Genomic DNA, 16,252 nt, shown 5'->3' with positions numbered 1-16,252 from the left:
AGAATTGCCGGTTGGTCACGCCGTATTGCGCAACAGGTCGAGCGCGACATCCACGATCATGTCCTCCTGCCCGCCCACCATCTTGCGACGCCCCAGCTCGACGAGAATATCCACGGTCTTCAGCCCGTACTTCTCCGCCGCAACCTCCGAATGTCGCAGGAAACTCGAATAGACACCGGCATAGCCGAGCGCGAGCGTCTCGCGGTCGACTCTCACCGGACGGTCCTGCAGCGGCCGCACGATGTCGTCTGCCGCATCCATCAGCGCGTACAGGTCCGTCCCGTGGTTCCAGCCGAGCCGCTCGGCCGCTGCGACGAACACCTCAAGCGGCGCGTTGCCCGCGCCCGCGCCCATGCCGGCAAGGCTCGCGTCGACCCGATCGCACCCCTCCTCGACCGCGGCGATCGAGTTCGCGACGCCGAGACTCAAATTGTGGTGGGCGTGGATGCCGGTCTGCGTCGCCGGATCGAGCATCGCCTTCAGCGAGCGGAAGCGATCGCGGATATCGCCCATCGTCATCGCGCCCCCCGAATCAACGACGTAGATGCACGTCGCGCCGTAGCTTTCCATCTTCTTTGCCTCGACGGCGAGGTTCTCCGGCGTCGTCATGTGGCTCATCATCAGAAAGCCGACCGTGTCCATGCCGAGCGAGCGCGCATAGTCGATATGCTGCTTCGAGATATCGGCCTCGGTGCAGTGCGTCGCGACGCGCACGACGCGCGCACCGGCGTCGTAAGCGGCCTTCAGGTCGTGAATCGTGCCGATACCCGGCAAGAGGAGCGTGGCGATCTTCGCCTGCTTGACCACGTCAGCCGCCGCCGCGATCCATTCCAGATCCGTATGCGCGCCGAAACCGTAGTTAAACGATGATCCTCGCAGGCCGTCACCATGTGCCACCTCGATGCTGTCCACGCCCGCTTCGTCCAGCGCGCGAGCAATGCGCTGAGCATCCGCCACGCTGTACTGATGTCGAATGGCATGCATCCCGTCACGCAGCGTTACATCCGAAACGTAGATCTTCTTGCTCTTGTCGTACATGATCTGTTGCCCCCTCAAGCCAAGACCGGCTGACGCGCGGCGATGCGTTCCGCGGTGGCCAGAGCCGCGCTGGTCATGATGTCCAGGTTCCCGGCGTAACTTGGCAGATAGTGCCCCGCCCCCTCGACCTCGAGGAAAACCGATACCTTCAGGCGCGGCGCACGCGGGGCGGCCGGTTCTTGCGGCATGCGTCCGTTGAACGCGTCGAACAGCACGACCTGCTTGAGCCGATACCCCGGCACATACGAACGAACCGAAGCCGCCATCTGCTCGACCGATTCGACGATCGCAGCCTGGTCGGCGTCTCCCGGAACGAGGCAGTACACCGTGTCGCGCATGATCAGCGGCGGCTCCGCCGGGTTGAGGACAATGATTGCCTTGCCGGCCTTTGCGCCACCCACCTGCACGATCGCGCTCGACGTGGTCTCGGTGAACTCGTCGATATTGGCTCGCGTACCCGGCCCGGCAGAGCGGCTCGAGATCGACGCGACAATCTCCGCGTATTCGACCGGCGCGACGCGGGACACCGCTGCGACCATCGGAATCGTCGCTTGCCCGCCGCAGGTCACCATGTTCACGTTCGGCGCATCCAGATGCTGGTCGATGTTGACCGCCGGGACGACAAAAGGACCGATTGCGGCCGGCGTCAGGTCGATCACGCGCACGCCGTGCGGACGCAGCAACTGTTCATGCTTGGCATGTGCACCGGCGCTCGTGGCGTCGAATGCGTAGCGAATGGATCCGAAATCGGGATGGGCGAGCAGCCCGTCGATTCCGGTCGTCACGGTCGACACGCCCATCCGCTCGGCCCGCTTCAGGCCGTCCGACTCGGGATCGATGCCGACGAATGCACCCATCTTCAGGTGTTTTCCGTAGCGGAAGATCTTGACCATCAGATCGGTGCCGATGTTTCCGGATCCGATGATGGCAACTGCATGCTTTTCGTCAATCGAGTTCATGGGAAGTACCTCATCTGGAGAAAATCGCCCGTACCGGAGCAAAGCCGTCGATGTGCGCCGTATAGGTATGGCCGGCCCTCACCGCCACCATCGGACCGAGCGCACCCGTGAGAATCACGTCGCCGGCGCGCATCGGCGTTCCGACCTCGACAAGCGTGTCCGCAAGCCAGCGGGCGGCATTCAGCGGATTGCCGAGGCAGGCTGCGCCAGCGCCTTGCGATACCGTTTCCTCGCCGTCGGTCATGCGCATCGTCACGCCTGCCAGATCGAGCCTCGCAAGCGGAACCGGCTGCGTGCCGAGCACGAACAGACCGGACGATGCGTTGTCCGCGACGGTGTCCACGAAACGGATATTCCAGCCCGCGATGCGGCTGGACACTACCTCGATCGCGGCCAACGCATAGGCGGTTGCGTCGATCAGGTCGGCCACGGTGTGCCGTTCATGGGGCAGATCCTTCTCGAGCACCAGCGCAATCTCGGCCTCGGCCTTCGGCTGCAACAAGCGGTTCGGCTCGATCGGCTCACCGTCCACGATGGCCATGTCGTCGAGCAACGTACCGAAATCCGGGCGGTCGACGCCGAGCTGCTGCTGAACGGCCGGCGACGTCAGGCCGATCTTCCTGCCGACGATCCGCCTGCCGCCCCGCACCTGGCGCTGGATGTTGATCTGCTGTACCGCATAGGCGAGTGCCGCCTGTGCGTTCTCGTCCCGCCCTTCGAAGCGGTCCCTCACGGGAGCACAGGGTGCGTTGCGTTGCTGCGCGTCCCACAACAGCTCGGCAATATCGTTTTCCAAAGTCATGCCGGCCCTCTCACGCGACCGCACCGGTCTTGAAAAACTTCACCGCGACGTCGTTGAACTCGTCGGTTGCTTCGTACTGGGGCCAGTGGGCCGAATTCCCCTTCATGAAATAAAGAATGCTTCCCGGCACCTTCGCCTGTGCGGCTTTCACCGATTCGGTATCGTGGATGGGATTGTCGTGCGTCCACAGGAACAGCGTCCCCTCGGGCAGCTTCTCCAACGGAATCAGATAGTCGTCGTGATGCGCGAGAATTTCGTTGAGCAACGGCAGCACTGCACGGCTTTCCGGGCGCAGGTAGAGGCGCAGGCGCAGATCGACCAGTTCGTCGTCCACCAGGTGACGGTTGTCCGGGTGCATCAACCAGTGCATGCGGGCCTGCACTGATTCGTAGGTGGGCGTGCTGTCGATGTTGCGCTGGTTCAGCCCGATAAAAGTCGCCAGGTCCTGCTTGCCCTTCCGAGTCACGATCGGGATGCCGCCCGCCGTGTTCAGCATGAGGCGTCGCACGCGATGTGGGTTCGCCGCGGCGAAGTGCCCGGACACCCAGCCTCCGAGCGACTCGCCCGAAAGGTGGGCCGTTTCGATGCCGAGCGCATCCATCAATTCGCCAAGCTGCTCCGCAAGCATGATCGGGTGGTATTCCCGAACCGGCTTGCTTGACAGCCCCTGGCCGACATAATCGAAGGCGATGACGTGAAAGTCCTTCGATAACGGCACGATGTTCTTCGCATATGCCTCCAGATGGCCGTTGATGCCATGCTGGAAGATAAGCGTTTCGGGATTGCCTTTCCCGGCCTCGGCGATACGAATCGTGCCGAAGTGCTTCGTGTCGACGTAGCGGATTTCCGCGCCGAGCAAATCAAGCCAGAGACTCATGGGTTTCTCCTCGAAAAGAAGCAGATACGACAACGCCACCGCTGCGGGTCCCGCAGGGGTGGCGTTGGAAGACGAATGGGCGCTGTGAAAGAGGCGCGTGCTGACGAACGCGCGTTACGGCGACGGCTGGCTCGAGTTCATGTATGCGCGCGCGATTTTCGACCACTGCTCGATCGTGAAGCGCGTATATTCCGGATCGTTGCGCAGGAAACGGCGCATCACCATTCCGCGATAGATGCTCTGCGTGATGTTCAGGACGGTTCGCGCCGGCTCTTCCGCCAACCCGGAGCGCAGCAACGCGTCCAGCCACGCCTTTTCGATCGGCAACCGGTGCTTGCGCGAGATCGCGCGAACCTTTTGCCGCAACTCGGGCTCGTGATCGCCGAGATTCAGCAGCGACATCGAAATGATGAAATTCGGCCCAAGATAGAACTTGGCCGAATCCTGCATCAGCGCGTCGAGGACGTCGTCTCCCGGCTTCAGGCCGTCGATCAGTCTCATACTGGCTTCGGTCGATGCCTCGTAGAGCTTTTGCAGCGCGCCGAGGACCAGCGATTCCTTGGTCGGAAAATGATGCGACTGCGCCCCGCGGGAGACGTTCGCCGTAGCAGCGACTTGCTCGACCCGGAATCCCGCGTAGCCTTTGCTCGTGAGTTCGCTGACTGCGGCCTCCAGTATCCGCGCACGCGTTTCCTCGCGCCGTTCTGTCTGGCTGCGACGTCGTTCTGGTACTTTTATTGTCATCGTAACGTGTAGAGTCCGCTGAAACCGGCATTACACTACCCCACACGGCGACCTGACGGCAAGCACCTCCCCCGGACGAACGCGCCGTCGGCTCCACTGCCCTGCCATTTCCGGGCGTCATCACACAGTCCCCCAGGCGGGTGGCGGAAACTCGGCTTCCGTCGCGGCGGCCTCCGGATCCCCTGCCGTCAGGTATTCCCACAGCCGTTCGAACACCGCTCCGGAACTGACCTGACGTGACGCAATCTCGTCACGCGTCAGGCACGCCGACGCCGCGCGCTGCTCGCCCGCGGCGGAGCGCACGAGCGCCTCGATGCGTGCCGCGTCTTCCAGGCACCACGCGAAGCCCGCAGCCAGTTCGAGACTCGGCCCGACGGTGACGGCGCCGTTCGCCCGCATGACGACGGCGGGCGCATCGCCCAGATGGGCTGCCAGCTGCGCAGCCAGCGCATCGTCGCGCAACAGCCGCGGGTCGTCCCAGAATCGGCACGCCGCATTGAATGCACCGACGCCGTGCCGGGGGCTGGGCACTATTCGCAGCGTCGACAGCGCCACCAGATGCGGAGGCATCACGCGGCACACACCGCCGACGTCGGCACGCATTCGGTAGATCTGCTGATGAATGCGCACCTCTCCGAGCACGCCCTGCGGAAGCGGTGCATCCACTCGAACGACGATACCCGGCTCGCCCGGGTCGATACACCCCATCGGTCGCGCCGCGCAAACGACGAAGGACGTCTCGTCGATCCGCGCGCTACAGTGCCCCCACGCCTGTACGAGACCGTGACGCGCAAGCGCTCTTGCCGCCACGCGTACGCGGCGCTGGACGACGGTGAGATCGACGCCGCTCATCATGCGTGCGCTCCGGCGTCGACGAAGACCCGGTCGCCATCCATCTTCACCGGCCAGATGCGAATCGCGTGCTCGCACGGCATCGCGCACGGCGCGCCGCTACGCACGTCGAACCGGCCGAAATGCCAGCTGCATTCGACTTCATATCCGTCAAGCGAACCGTCTTCGGACAACGACGCCTCCCCATGCGAGCAAATATCGTCGGTGACGTAGAATTCGCCATTGACGCGATAGATCGCCACCGCATGCCCCGACGGCAACATGCCGCGACGGATTTCACCGTCAGCCACGTCACCCGACGCGCACAGTTCGACCATTTCAGTGCTTGTGTTCATCTCGATCCTCACAACATCGCGCTGCCGCCGTTGACACTGATTACCTGACCGGTGACGAACCCCGCCTCCGGCAACGTCAGATAGCCCACCATCGAAGCCACTTCGTCGATCTCGCCCACGCGCCCCATCGGAATCACGTCCACAAACCGTTGGGCGAGCGCCGGGTTCGACTGCTTGACCTTCACCCACACGTCCGTATTCACTGCACAGGGCGCCACCGTGTTCACGGTGATGCCGTACAACGCAAACTCGCGCGCCAGCCCCGTCGTCAGTCCGTGCATGCCGCCCTTCGCGGCGTTGTATCCCGCGTGATCCGGAAGGCCGTTTCGCACCGAGTCGGCACCGATATTGACGATCCGGCCGTACTTCGCGGCGACCATGTCCGGAAGAAATACGCGGCTGCACCAGATAACCGTCCAGAGGTTTCTGTCGACGGTCGCCTTCAGCGTGTCGGGCGTGTGCTCGAGGAACGGGCGGATCACGCCGCCGCCCGCACAGTTGACGAGGATCTGCGCCGGCCCGAATCGCTTCGTGGCGGCACGGTGCAGCGCCTGCGCGCCGCGCTCTTTCGACAGATCCGCCGCATGCGCGGCAACCGCGTTGCCGAACGACTTCACGAGACGCTCGCGACCGGCTTCCAGCCCTTCCCGGTCGAGGTCCGACACCATGACCTTCGCACCCAGCTGCAGCAGCCGCTCGACAATGCCAAAGCCGATGCCATGCGCACCGCCGGTCACTACTGCCACACAATCATCCAGACTGGTCTGTTTATTTTTCATTTCGCTTAACCGACTACCTTCTGCATCTTCGGCATGGACACGTCATTCCCGTCGCGCTCGATCGGGCCGCTGCGGCCGAATTGACTGTCCGGCACTGCGCCCCAAACGTCCAGCGATTCGGGTACGGGTTCCATGTAGCGCGCCGGCCGCGCGCCGTGTTCCGCGAATTCCTCCATGCCGAAGCTGTACTCCACCGTCATCCCGTCCGGATCAAGGAAATAGAAGAAGATGCTGTCGGACGGCGGATGCCTGCCTGGGCCGAAGACCACCTTCACATCGTGCGCCTTGATTCTGTAGAGTGCCTTACCGATGTCGTCGATATCCGTCACCATGAAATTCACGTGATGGAAATGACTGCTGCTGGCCGGCCCGATCGCGAACGTGTGGTGAAACGGATTCGGATGGCAACGCATGAACACGATGCGATCCTCGATCAGATCCGAAATCCGGAAACCGAAATCGCGCACCAGCGAATCGCGGCTCGCTTCGAAATTCTCGGCACCGATCACCACGTGGCCAATGCGGATGATCTTCGCGACCGTCGGCACGAATGGCTTGCTCATGTGTGTGTTGCCGACAAACAACTCGAACAGCACCCCGCTATGGCGCTCCCGCACGCGGAATCCCGAGCCCTGCTTCATCAGTCGGGATTCTTCCTGCGACACCCAGACCGGCGCCATATCGAGCCGCTCGAAATGGTCGAACGCCGCGCACACGTCGCTTTCCTGCTCAAGCTCGAAACCGACGCGCTTGAGCCCGCGCTCCGCCGACTCGCAAAGCAGAATGCTGTGGTGATCCCGACTGCATCGCAGATACGCGACGCCGGCAACCTGCTGCATCAGCTCGAGACCGACGACATTCGTGTAGAACGCGATCGAGCGGTCGAGGTCGGTGACATTAATTGCGGCGTAGCCGAGTTTCTTGTAGCGGAAAGGAAGCGTGATATCCATAGTCGGCCTTTCTCAGAGAATGATGCTCACTCGCCCATGCGGACGAAGCGCTTCGAGATCCAGGAAACAGCGCTTTTCCGCGATCCGCAAGTGGCCGTCGATGCGCCGCAGGCGATAGTGCGTACTCCCGACATACGCATCGCTGCTGCCGAATTTGAATCGGTAGGTCACAAACGCCGCAGCGACCTTGATTTCGTCTGGACCGGCGCCGAGGATGCGGACATTGCTGACCAGATGCCGAGTGCGAGATCGCGGGTATTCCGAGTGGGCGGTTTTCTTCATCAGTCGGATCACGCGTTCGCGCAACCGGACCGCATCGTCCGCGATGTAGAACAGGCTGTCGTCCGCGCTAGCGGTACGCGGCAGGTCGGCCGACGGCACATAGTACGTGCCGTCGTCAGTGAACAGCGACAGCCAGTCGTGGAGCTGCCACATGTCGAGCAACTCCGCTTCGTAAAACAGCAGGTCCTCGACTTCGGCTCTCGTCACATATTCCGCGAAGTCGCTGGACGACGGGATACGCACAGGTTCCTTTTCGATCGTAACGGCGTTCATGTGCGTGTCCTCAAGCTGCAGTTTCCGGCATGATTTGGTGGATTTTCGACTTCGACGACGACGCAGCGCTGATGTACTGGTTCCAGCGCGTCCAGAACGCACGCATTTGCAGCTCATCTTCGCAGTTGGTCGACTCCTTGCCCATTCCCTTGGAAATATCGCTCCACGGCACGAGACGATAATTGTTGAATCCGTTCTGACATGACTCCAGCGCCTCGACGTCGTCCGGCGTGCCGAATCCGCCCGGCCCGAGGAACTCGAGGAAGCTGCTGAGCCGGAATTTTTTTGCCCAGTCGGACTCTTCGTTGGGCGCGAGTGACCAGCCGTTGACCAGCATGTAATTGGGTGCCTGCGGATAAAACGTCCGTACCGTGATCGCCATGATGTCGTTGATGATGAGATTCGGGAAAATCAGCAGATTGCGGTTCTTGTGTGCCATGCGCTCGGCCATCTCCTCGCCGTGCAGTTCGACGAGGCGCGCATATATTCCGTCAATCTCCTTCTTGCCATCCTCACCCCACAGCGGCACCCACGACGCAATCGGACGTCCCCACGGCGCGGTGTACTCAAGCACCGCGTGGCCGTTGCCGAGGTCATAGCTCGTTCCTTCGAGCTTCGTGCTCGACAGACTACCGTTGGTGTTCTTCAGATAGTCGAGGTAGGTCGCGTGAGTACTGACGGCGTGATAGCCGTCCACGTTGTTTTCCACCATCAGCTTCCAGTTCGCACGAATCGCATACTCCTGCGTGCCGCTGGAAATCGCCATGCCGCTCTCCGAATACTTCGATACCAGATCGAGGTATTCCTTCGCACCCGCCAGATAGTCGGGCAGCGGCTCCACGTCCACATTGAAGCTGACGAAACAGAAGCCTGCATAGATTTCGAACTTTGGCACGGGGACGAGGTTGCCCGCGCCGCTCGCCATGAAATCCGCGCAATATCGCTCCTTGCCCGGCTGGCTTTTCAGGTTGCCGTCGCAACCGAACACCCAGCCGTGGTAGAAGCACTGGAAGTTCTTCGCGTTGCCGGAACGATCTCGACAGACCGTGGCGCCACGGTGCGGGCACGTGTTGAAGAACGCGTTGATCCTGCTGTCCGTGCCCATGGTCACCAGCAGATTGCGGCGCGCTATCGTACGGGTGACGAAGTCGCCGGGCTTTTTGAACTCCGATACGTGCCCGACATAAAGCCAGCATTGATCGAAAATCTTTTCGTACTCGCTGAACAGAATCTGCTCACTGACGAATGCCTCCCGGGACACCCGGAACTGGAGGTGCTTTTCGTCGACTTCCACCAACTTCGACTCATTGCCCATGGTCTTATCCTCGTGATCTTGAACGTACGCTTTCAGAGCGCACAATTGCGTAACGGTGTGCTCGGCTCGGCGAGCTGATGCGGATCCACCCGATTTCCCTGCTTTACCCAGCGGCGCGCGACCGCCATATCCTTTGGTAGATTGACCGACGCGCATCCGGTGACACGATCGCCTTCGTCCAATCGGAATCCGTGTAAAACGCGATTGAGCGGTCAAGGTCGGTGACATTGATCGCGGCGTAGCCGAGTTTCTTGTAGCGGAAAGGAAGCGTGATATCCATAGTCGGCCTTTCTCAGAGAATGATGCTCACTCGCCCATGCGGACGAAGCGCTTCGAGATCCAGGAAACAGCGCTTTTCCGCGATCCGCAAGTGGCCGTCGATGCGCCGCAGGCGATAGTGCGTACTCCCGACATACGCATCGCTGCTGCCGAATTTGAATCGGTAGGTCACAAACGCCGCGGCGACCTTGATTTCGTCTGGACCGGCGCCGAGGATGCGGACGTTGCTGACCAGATGCCGAGTGCGAGATCGCGGGTATTCCGAGTGGGCGGTTTTCTTCATCAGTCGGATCACGCGTTCGCGCAACCGGACCGGATCGTCCGCGATGTAGAACAGGCTGTCGTCCGCGCTAGCGGTACGCGGCAGGTCGGCCGACGGCACATAGTACGTGCCGTCGTCAGTGAACAGCGACAGCCAGTCGTGGAGCTGCCACATGTCGAGCAACTCCGCTTCGTAAAACAGCAGGTCCTCGACTTCGGCTCTCGTCACATATTCCGCGAAGTCGCTGGACGACGGGATACGCACAGGTTCCTTTTCGATCGTAACGGCGTTCATGTGCGTGTCCTCAAGCTGCAGTTTCCGGCATGATTTGATGGATCTGCGACTTCGACGACGGAGCGCTGATGTACTGGTTCCAGCGCGTCCAGAACGCGCGCATTTGCAGCTCATCGTCGTAATTGGTCGACTCCTTGCCCATTCCCTTGGAAATATCGCTCCACGGCACGAGACGATAATTGTTGAATCCGTTCTGACACGACTCCAGCGCCTCGACGTCGTCCGGCGTGGCAAACCCGCCCGGCCCGAGGAACTCGAGGAAATTGCCGAGCCGGAATTTTTTCGCCCAGTCGGACTCTTCGTTGGGCGCGAGTGACCAGCCGTTGACCAGCATGTAATTGGGCGCCTGCGGATAAAACGTCCGCACCGTGATCGCCATGATGTCGTTGATGACGAGATTCGGGAAAATCAAAAGATTGCGGTTCTTGTGTGCCATGCGCTCGGCCATCTCCTCGCCGTGCAGTTCGACGAGGCGCGCATGAATTCCGTCAATCTCCTTTTTGCCATCCTCACCCCACAGCGGCACCCACGATGCAATCGGACGCCCCCACGGCGCGGTGTACTCAAGTACCGCGTGACCGTTGCCGAGGTCATAGCTCGTCCCTTCGAGCTTCGTGCTCGACAGACTGCCGTTGGTGTTCTTCAGATAATCGAGGTAGGTTGCGTGAGTGCTGACGGCGTGATAACCATCCACGCTGTTTTCTACCAGCAGCTTCCAGTTCGCACGAATCGCATACTCCTGCGTGCCGCTGGAAATCGCCATGCCGCTCTCCGAATACTTCGACACCAGATCGAGGTATTCCTTCGCACCCGCCAGATAGTCGGGCAGCGGCTCCACGTCCGCATTGAAGCTGACGAAGCAGAAGCCGGCGTAGATATCGAACTTGGGCACGGGGACGAGGTTGCCTGCGCCGCTCGCCATGAAATCCGCGCAATATCGCTCCTTGCCCGGCTGGCTCTTCAGGTTGCCGTCGCAACCGAACACCCAGCCGTGGTAGAAACACTGGAAGTTCTTCGCGTTGCCGGAACGATCTCGACAGACCGTGGCACCGCGGTGCGGGCACGTGTTGAAGTACGCATTGATCCTGTTGTCCGTGCCCATGGTCACCAGCAGATTGCGACGCGCGATCGTACGGGTGACGAAGTCGCCGGGCTTTTTGAACTCCGACACGTGCCCGACATAGAGCCAGCATCGGTCAAAAATCTTTTCGTACTCGCTGAACAGAATCTGCTCACTGACGAATGCTTCCCGGGACACCCGGAACTGGAGGTGCTTCTCGTCGACCTCCACCAACTTCGACTCACTCACCATGGTCTTATCCTCGTGATCTTGAACGTACTCTGTCAGAGCGCACAATTGCGTAATGGCGTGCCCGGCTCGCCGAGCTGCTGTGGATCCACCCGATTTCCCTGCTTTACCCAGCGGCGTGCGACCGCCATGTCCTTTGGGAGGTTGATCGACGCGCATCCGGTGACACGGTCCCCTTCGTCCAGCCAGAAAACGCTGAAGGCATCGCCGCGCTCATCGCCTCGGATGATCCTTCTGCCACGTGTTGCGTTGCCCACCACCTGAAGGTTGGTCGCGCCCTGGTCGGACCAGAACCACATCGGCGATTCATAAGGAACCCGCTCACCCAGCAGATTCCTGACAACGTTCGCGGCATGATCCTGGGCATTCGCCCAGGTCTCGATCCGCCCGAACCCGGTGTCGTTGGGCTGCGACGCGATATCGCCCGTGGCGAAAATCCCCTGCGTGGCCGTCTGTCCGCAAACATCGACGCGTATCCCGGCAGCGTCGGTAATTCCAAGCGCCTCGAAACCATTCACGTTCGGCGTTACGCCGATGCCTACCAGCACGTGAGACGCCGTGACAGTACTGCCATCGGACAACTTCAAATGCCTGCCATCGAGCAGTTCGGTGACGAACACCCCGTAGCGGATATCGACGCCATTGCCTCGATGTGTCCGGTCGAGGAAACGGGACACCGCTTCGTCGACGCTGCGTGACATCAGGCGGTCGGCTGCCTCTATCACCGTGACTTCGCAGCCCCTTGCCCGCGCAGCCGCCGCGACCTCCAGACCGATCACACCTCCGCCGACAATCGCCAGGTGCCCGCCCCCTTCCAAGTCGGCGCGCAGGCTGCCGGCGTCTTCGATCGTGCGCAGATAGCGGACCCTGCCGGGATCGTGAGGTCCTCCCGGCAATTTTCGCGGGCTGACGCCCGTGGCAATCACCAACCGGTCAAATGCGAACCGGCGCCCGTCATCCAGCCGGATCTGCCGGCGATCCGCATCGACGGCGGCGACCTTACGGCCCAGGACCAGCTCGATTCGTTGTTCATCGAACTCCGCCCGCGTCCTGATCGATCGATGTTCGGTTCGGTCCGGCTGTAGCACCTCCTTTGACAACTGGGGCCGCTCATACGGTAGATGCATCTCGTCGCCCACCAGCGCGATCTCGCCGTCGAATCCGCCGCGTCGCAGGCCAAATGCAACCGTCGCGCCGGCCTGGCCCGCGCCTGCGATCACGATCCGCTTGATGCCTTCGTCCATTCTCGTTCCAGTTGATTGATTCCGACCAAGCCGCCTCTCAAAAAAACAAACAGACTCGACCGTCTGTTTTTGCATTGTTGTGCCGCTACATGTTCCTGTCAACTCATATGGTCATCTTTCGCTGCTGCGCCGCAGCACCGCGCACATCGGCGAGAGGCCCCATCTGTGAGCGTTTCCCCGGATTGTGCCTATGCCTTACGCCCATCACATCAGGCGTGACAGGATCCTTCGTCATCAAGACACGCGATCTTCAACACAAGCGCCTGAACCGTTTCGTGAATGCAAGCGACGCGGCAATCTGCGAGTGCCTAACCTCGATCGGTACACTCGTGCCCGGAAGACCCCCATTGGGAAAGCTCTTCGGAAATGCATAAGTTAGGGCGACGTTCAGCTATCGCTGTAGCGGTACTGACCATCGATCGAAAAGACGTTGATGTCCTGATAATCGAACGGCAGCGCGAGCTTCAGCGTTTGCCCGGTGCGTCCTGAGTGAACCCGACCAGATATCTTTTATTGCGCCGGACCAGAAGACGCACTGATAGTCCACTGCAACCGTGAGCTGGTCGGTGAATTCGAGCCGTTTCGCGCGAGCGTCCGGGGCCAACCCGGAGCACCTGCCGGCCAATCGGATCAACCACCACCGTGGCGTAGCGATGGCCGTTGTTCAGCGCGAATTCGTTCATCGCCAGATAGCGGGCGTCGACCCGTCCGGTTCGGCCACGCGCGCTCGCAAGCGCATCGTGTCGATCGCTCTCGTTGCGGCCATTCCACCCGCTCTAACCGATAGCCGGTCCAGCAGCCAGTGCCTGAGGTGCCTTTCGATCGAGCAATTGCCTCCTCCGAGATCCTTAAAATCAGGTGTCGAATTATGCAATCGCTCGAAAACGTGCCACGGATTCCTGCGATGAACCAAAGAAAAACCCGCGACGCCGTGCGGCATCGCGGGTTTCGCGGCTTCCCCGGACAACCGTGGAAGCGAATCTGGTGGGCCCCCCGGGAGTCGAACCCGGCACCAACGAATTATGAGTTCGCTGCTCTAACCAAGCATGAGCTAGGGGCCCAGACGAGAAGCAAAGCGTGCTACACGCTGCCCCGGCAACGAGGCCGGGCCGGCATTGTAACAACAAAGACGGCAAAGGGAACAAACGCCACCGGCATCATGGGGATACCGGCGGCGTTCGTGGCAAAGACGCTGGAAATCAGTTCCCTTCGAGGAACGACTTCAGCTTGTCGGAACGGCTCGGGTGACGCAGCTTGCGCAGCGCCTTGGCCTCGATCTGACGGATCCGCTCGCGGGTGACGTCGAACTGCTTGCCGACTTCCTCGAGCGTGTGATCGGTGCTCATCTCGATACCGAAACGCATCCGCAGCACCTTCGCCTCGCGCGGCGTCAGCGAATCGAGCACGTCCTTCACGACGTCGCGCATGCTGGCATGCAGCGCGGCATCCGCCGGCGCGACCGTGTTGGTGTCCTCGATGAAGTCGCCGAGATGGGAATCGTCGTCGTCACCGATCGGCGTTTCCATCGAGATCGGCTCCTTCGCGATCTTCATGATCTTGCGGATCTTGTCTTCCGGCATCTCCATCTTCTCGGCGAGCGTGGCCGGATCCGGCTCGAGACCGGTTTCCTGCAGGATCTGCCGCGAGATGCGGTTCATCTTGTTGATCGTCTCGATCATGTGAACCGGAATACGGATCGTGCGCGCCTGGTCCGCGATCGAACGCGTGATGGCCTGACGGATCCACCACGTCGCATAGGTCGAGAACTTGTAGCCGCGACGGTATTCGAACTTGTCCACCGCCTTCATCAGGCCGATGTTGCCTTCCTGGATCAGGTCGAGGAACTGCAGGCCGCGGTTCGTGTACTTCTTCGCGATCGAGATCACGAGACGCAGGTTGGCCTCGGTCATTTCGCGCTTCGCCTGACGTGCCTTCAGTTCGCCTGCCGCCATCTGGCGGTTGGTTTCCTTCAGGTCCTTCAGCGGCAGCACGACGCGCGCCTGCAGGTCGAGCAGGCGCTGCTGCTGTTCGCGGATCGCCGGGACGTTACGCGACAGCACCGCGCTGTACGAATGGCCTTCCGCGGTGATCTTCTCGGCCCAGTCGAGATCCGTCTCGCTGCCCGGGAAGCGCGCGATGAATTCCGAGCGCGGCATGCCGCACTTGTCGACGACGATGTGCAGGATCTGACGCTCGACCTGGCGCACTTCGTCCACCTGCGCACGCAGCGTGTCGCACAGGCGTTCGACGGTACGCGCGGTGAAGCGGATCGTCATCAGCTCGGTCTGGATCGTTTCCTGCGCCTTCAGGTAGGCCTTCGACTTGTAGCCTTCCTTCTCGAACGCGCGGCGCATCTTGTCGAACCACTCGCTGATCTGCGAGAACTTCTCGAGCGACGCGCGCTTGAGGGCTTCGAGTTGGGCGGCGTTGGCCGATGCCTGCGCGGCACCGTCGTCTTCCTCCTCTTCCTCTTCTTCCTCTTCCTCTTCGGCTTCCTCGTCCTCGTTCTCGATGGCTTCCGCTTCCTTCGCGGAGAAGCCGTCCGTATCGGCGGAGTCCGAAGCATTCGGATCGAGCAGGCCGTCGACGAGCTCGTCGACGCGGATCTCTTCGTTCGCGACGCGTTCGGCCATCGCGAGGATGTCGGCGATCGTCGTCGGGCACGCGGAGATGGCCATCACCATGTGGCGCAGGCCGTCCTCGATCCGCTTCGCGATCTCGATTTCGCCTTCGCGCGTGAGCAGCTCGACGGTGCCCATTTCGCGCATGTACATCCGGACCGGATCGGTCGTACGACCGAATTCCGAATCGACGGTCGACAGCGCGACTTCCGCTTCCTCTTCGACTTCATCGTCCGACGACGCGGCGGGCGCGTTGTCGTTCAGGAGCAGCGTTTCCGCGTCCGGCGCCTGCTCGTAAACCGCCACGCCCATGTCGTTGAACGTGCCGATGATGCCCTCGAGGGCTTCGGTCTCGGTGAAGTTGTCCGGCAGGTGGTCGTTGATTTCGGCGTACGTGAGGAAGCCGCGCTCCTTGCCGAGCTTGATCAGCGCGCGCAGTTTCACGCGGCGCTCTTCGAGCTCCTCGGCCGTGCCCGGCGTGCTCGTCGCGAACGCTTCCTTCAGCAGCGCCTTTTCCTTGGCGCGACGATCGCGCACCTTGGATTTGCCCGGTGCAGCCGCCACTGCGGGCTGCTCGTCGCTCTGATTTGCGTCGTCTTCGACGGTTACTTCGTTCAGCTTTTTGGTCATGGAGTTCGCCGTACCGGCTATATCGACTCGCGGCTGCTGGACGACAGCCGGTTGAACCGTGGGTGCATGAGTAGTACGTACTGCCGTTTCGTCCGCGTCGGCAGTCGTGTCCCTTGCGCTTTTCGCACTTGCCCGCTTCGCCGCCGGCTTGGCCGGCCCGGAGTCGGGTCTGGCGGCAGCCCGTGTTCTGGCTGCCGGTGCCGGCGCAGCCTGAGCAGTGCCGGCCGCGGTTTTCTTTCCCATAGGGGCTGACGTGGCTGAAGACGTTGTCCTGGTGGAAGAAGCAGACTTGGCCGCTGTGACCTTCTTGGTCGGCTCCGTCGAGCCCTTGCCTGTTGCTTTCTTTCCGCCTGTCGTCTTTGCCATCGCGATTCTCGCCTCTGCTTGGAAAACAAACCGCTGGAAAC

General features: G+C 61.5%; 16 protein-coding genes, 1 tRNA gene and 1 pseudogene. All 18 read right to left on the bottom strand.

From position 1 onward, the window contains the following. Positions 1-15 precede the first annotated feature (15 nt). The gene (dmpG, locus tag HWX03_RS02155) at positions 16-1,038 is read right to left on the bottom strand and encodes a 4-hydroxy-2-oxovalerate aldolase (protein WP_175870063.1); all 1,023 of its coding nucleotides are present in this window, start codon (positions 1,036-1,038) and stop codon (positions 16-18) included. Between the two features lie 14 nt (positions 1,039-1,052). Further along, on the bottom strand, positions 1,053-1,997 hold the full coding sequence (locus HWX03_RS02150) for an acetaldehyde dehydrogenase (acetylating) (RefSeq protein ID WP_175870062.1): 945 nt from the start codon (positions 1,995-1,997) through the stop codon (positions 1,053-1,055). Between the two features lie 10 nt (positions 1,998-2,007). Beyond that, entirely contained in the window at positions 2,008-2,799 is a 792-nt protein-coding gene (locus HWX03_RS02145; RefSeq protein WP_175870061.1) for a fumarylacetoacetate hydrolase family protein, read from the bottom strand. Between the two features lie 10 nt (positions 2,800-2,809). Continuing rightward, on the bottom strand, positions 2,810-3,676 hold the full coding sequence (locus HWX03_RS02140; RefSeq protein WP_175819164.1) for an alpha/beta fold hydrolase: 867 nt from the start codon (positions 3,674-3,676) through the stop codon (positions 2,810-2,812). 114 nt (positions 3,677-3,790) lie between these two features. Beyond that, on the bottom strand, positions 3,791-4,420 hold the full coding sequence (locus tag HWX03_RS02135) for a TetR/AcrR family transcriptional regulator (RefSeq protein ID WP_174431977.1): 630 nt from the start codon (positions 4,418-4,420) through the stop codon (positions 3,791-3,793). A gap of 120 nt (positions 4,421-4,540) precedes the next feature. Beyond that, positions 4,541-5,275 carry a class II aldolase/adducin family protein gene (locus HWX03_RS02130; protein WP_244132563.1) on the bottom strand — a complete coding sequence of 245 codons (735 nt, stop codon included), beginning with the start codon at positions 5,273-5,275 and terminating at the stop codon, positions 4,541-4,543. Next, on the bottom strand, positions 5,272-5,589 hold the full coding sequence (locus HWX03_RS02125; protein WP_244132562.1) for a non-heme iron oxygenase ferredoxin subunit: 318 nt from the start codon (positions 5,587-5,589) through the stop codon (positions 5,272-5,274). Before HWX03_RS02125 ends, HWX03_RS02130 begins: the two co-directional genes overlap by 4 nt. Positions 5,590-5,615: 26 nt before the next feature. Then, positions 5,616-6,386, bottom strand: a complete 771-nt coding sequence (locus tag HWX03_RS02120) for an SDR family oxidoreductase (protein ID WP_174431976.1) — start codon at positions 6,384-6,386, stop codon at positions 5,616-5,618. A gap of 5 nt (positions 6,387-6,391) precedes the next feature. Further along, complete coding sequence (locus tag HWX03_RS02115; RefSeq protein WP_175819161.1) at positions 6,392-7,336, bottom strand: VOC family protein; 945 nt, start codon at positions 7,334-7,336, stop codon at positions 6,392-6,394. 12 nt (positions 7,337-7,348) lie between these two features. Next, on the bottom strand, positions 7,349-7,891 hold the full coding sequence (locus tag HWX03_RS02110) for an aromatic-ring-hydroxylating dioxygenase subunit beta (protein WP_175870060.1): 543 nt from the start codon (positions 7,889-7,891) through the stop codon (positions 7,349-7,351). A gap of 10 nt (positions 7,892-7,901) precedes the next feature. Beyond that, positions 7,902-9,206, bottom strand: coding sequence for an aromatic ring-hydroxylating dioxygenase subunit alpha (locus tag HWX03_RS02105; protein ID WP_175870059.1), 1,305 nt, complete (start codon positions 9,204-9,206; stop codon positions 7,902-7,904). Between the two features lie 103 nt (positions 9,207-9,309). Then, positions 9,310-9,486: a VOC family protein gene (locus tag HWX03_RS36805; RefSeq protein WP_244132561.1), complete on the bottom strand. Its 177-nt coding sequence runs from the start codon at positions 9,484-9,486 to the stop codon at positions 9,310-9,312. Positions 9,487-9,498: 12 nt separating this feature from the next. Continuing rightward, positions 9,499-10,041, bottom strand: a complete 543-nt coding sequence (locus HWX03_RS02095; protein WP_175819160.1) for an aromatic-ring-hydroxylating dioxygenase subunit beta — start codon at positions 10,039-10,041, stop codon at positions 9,499-9,501. A 10-nt stretch (positions 10,042-10,051) separates the two neighbouring features. After that, positions 10,052-11,353, bottom strand: coding sequence for an aromatic ring-hydroxylating dioxygenase subunit alpha (locus HWX03_RS02090; RefSeq protein ID WP_175870057.1), 1,302 nt, complete (start codon positions 11,351-11,353; stop codon positions 10,052-10,054). Between the two features lie 32 nt (positions 11,354-11,385). Next, positions 11,386-12,594, bottom strand: a complete 1,209-nt coding sequence (locus HWX03_RS02085; protein ID WP_175870056.1) for an FAD-dependent oxidoreductase — start codon at positions 12,592-12,594, stop codon at positions 11,386-11,388. Between the two features lie 572 nt (positions 12,595-13,166). Then, positions 13,167-13,348, bottom strand: a pseudogene (locus HWX03_RS02080) (ISL3 family transposase); the annotation flags it as partial. A gap of 228 nt (positions 13,349-13,576) precedes the next feature. Continuing rightward, positions 13,577-13,655: transfer RNA gene (locus tag HWX03_RS02075), tRNA-Ile, on the bottom strand. A 138-nt stretch (positions 13,656-13,793) separates the two neighbouring features. Continuing rightward, positions 13,794-16,211: an RNA polymerase sigma factor RpoD gene (gene rpoD, locus HWX03_RS02070; protein ID WP_175819153.1), complete on the bottom strand. Its 2,418-nt coding sequence runs from the start codon at positions 16,209-16,211 to the stop codon at positions 13,794-13,796. Between the last annotated feature and the right edge of the window lie 41 nt (positions 16,212-16,252).

The organism is Burkholderia sp. BCC0397, assembly GCF_902832865.1.
In the GTDB taxonomy this organism is placed as follows: Bacteria; Pseudomonadota; Gammaproteobacteria; order Burkholderiales; family Burkholderiaceae; genus Burkholderia.
This window is presented reverse-complemented; position numbering and strand designations above follow the sequence as displayed.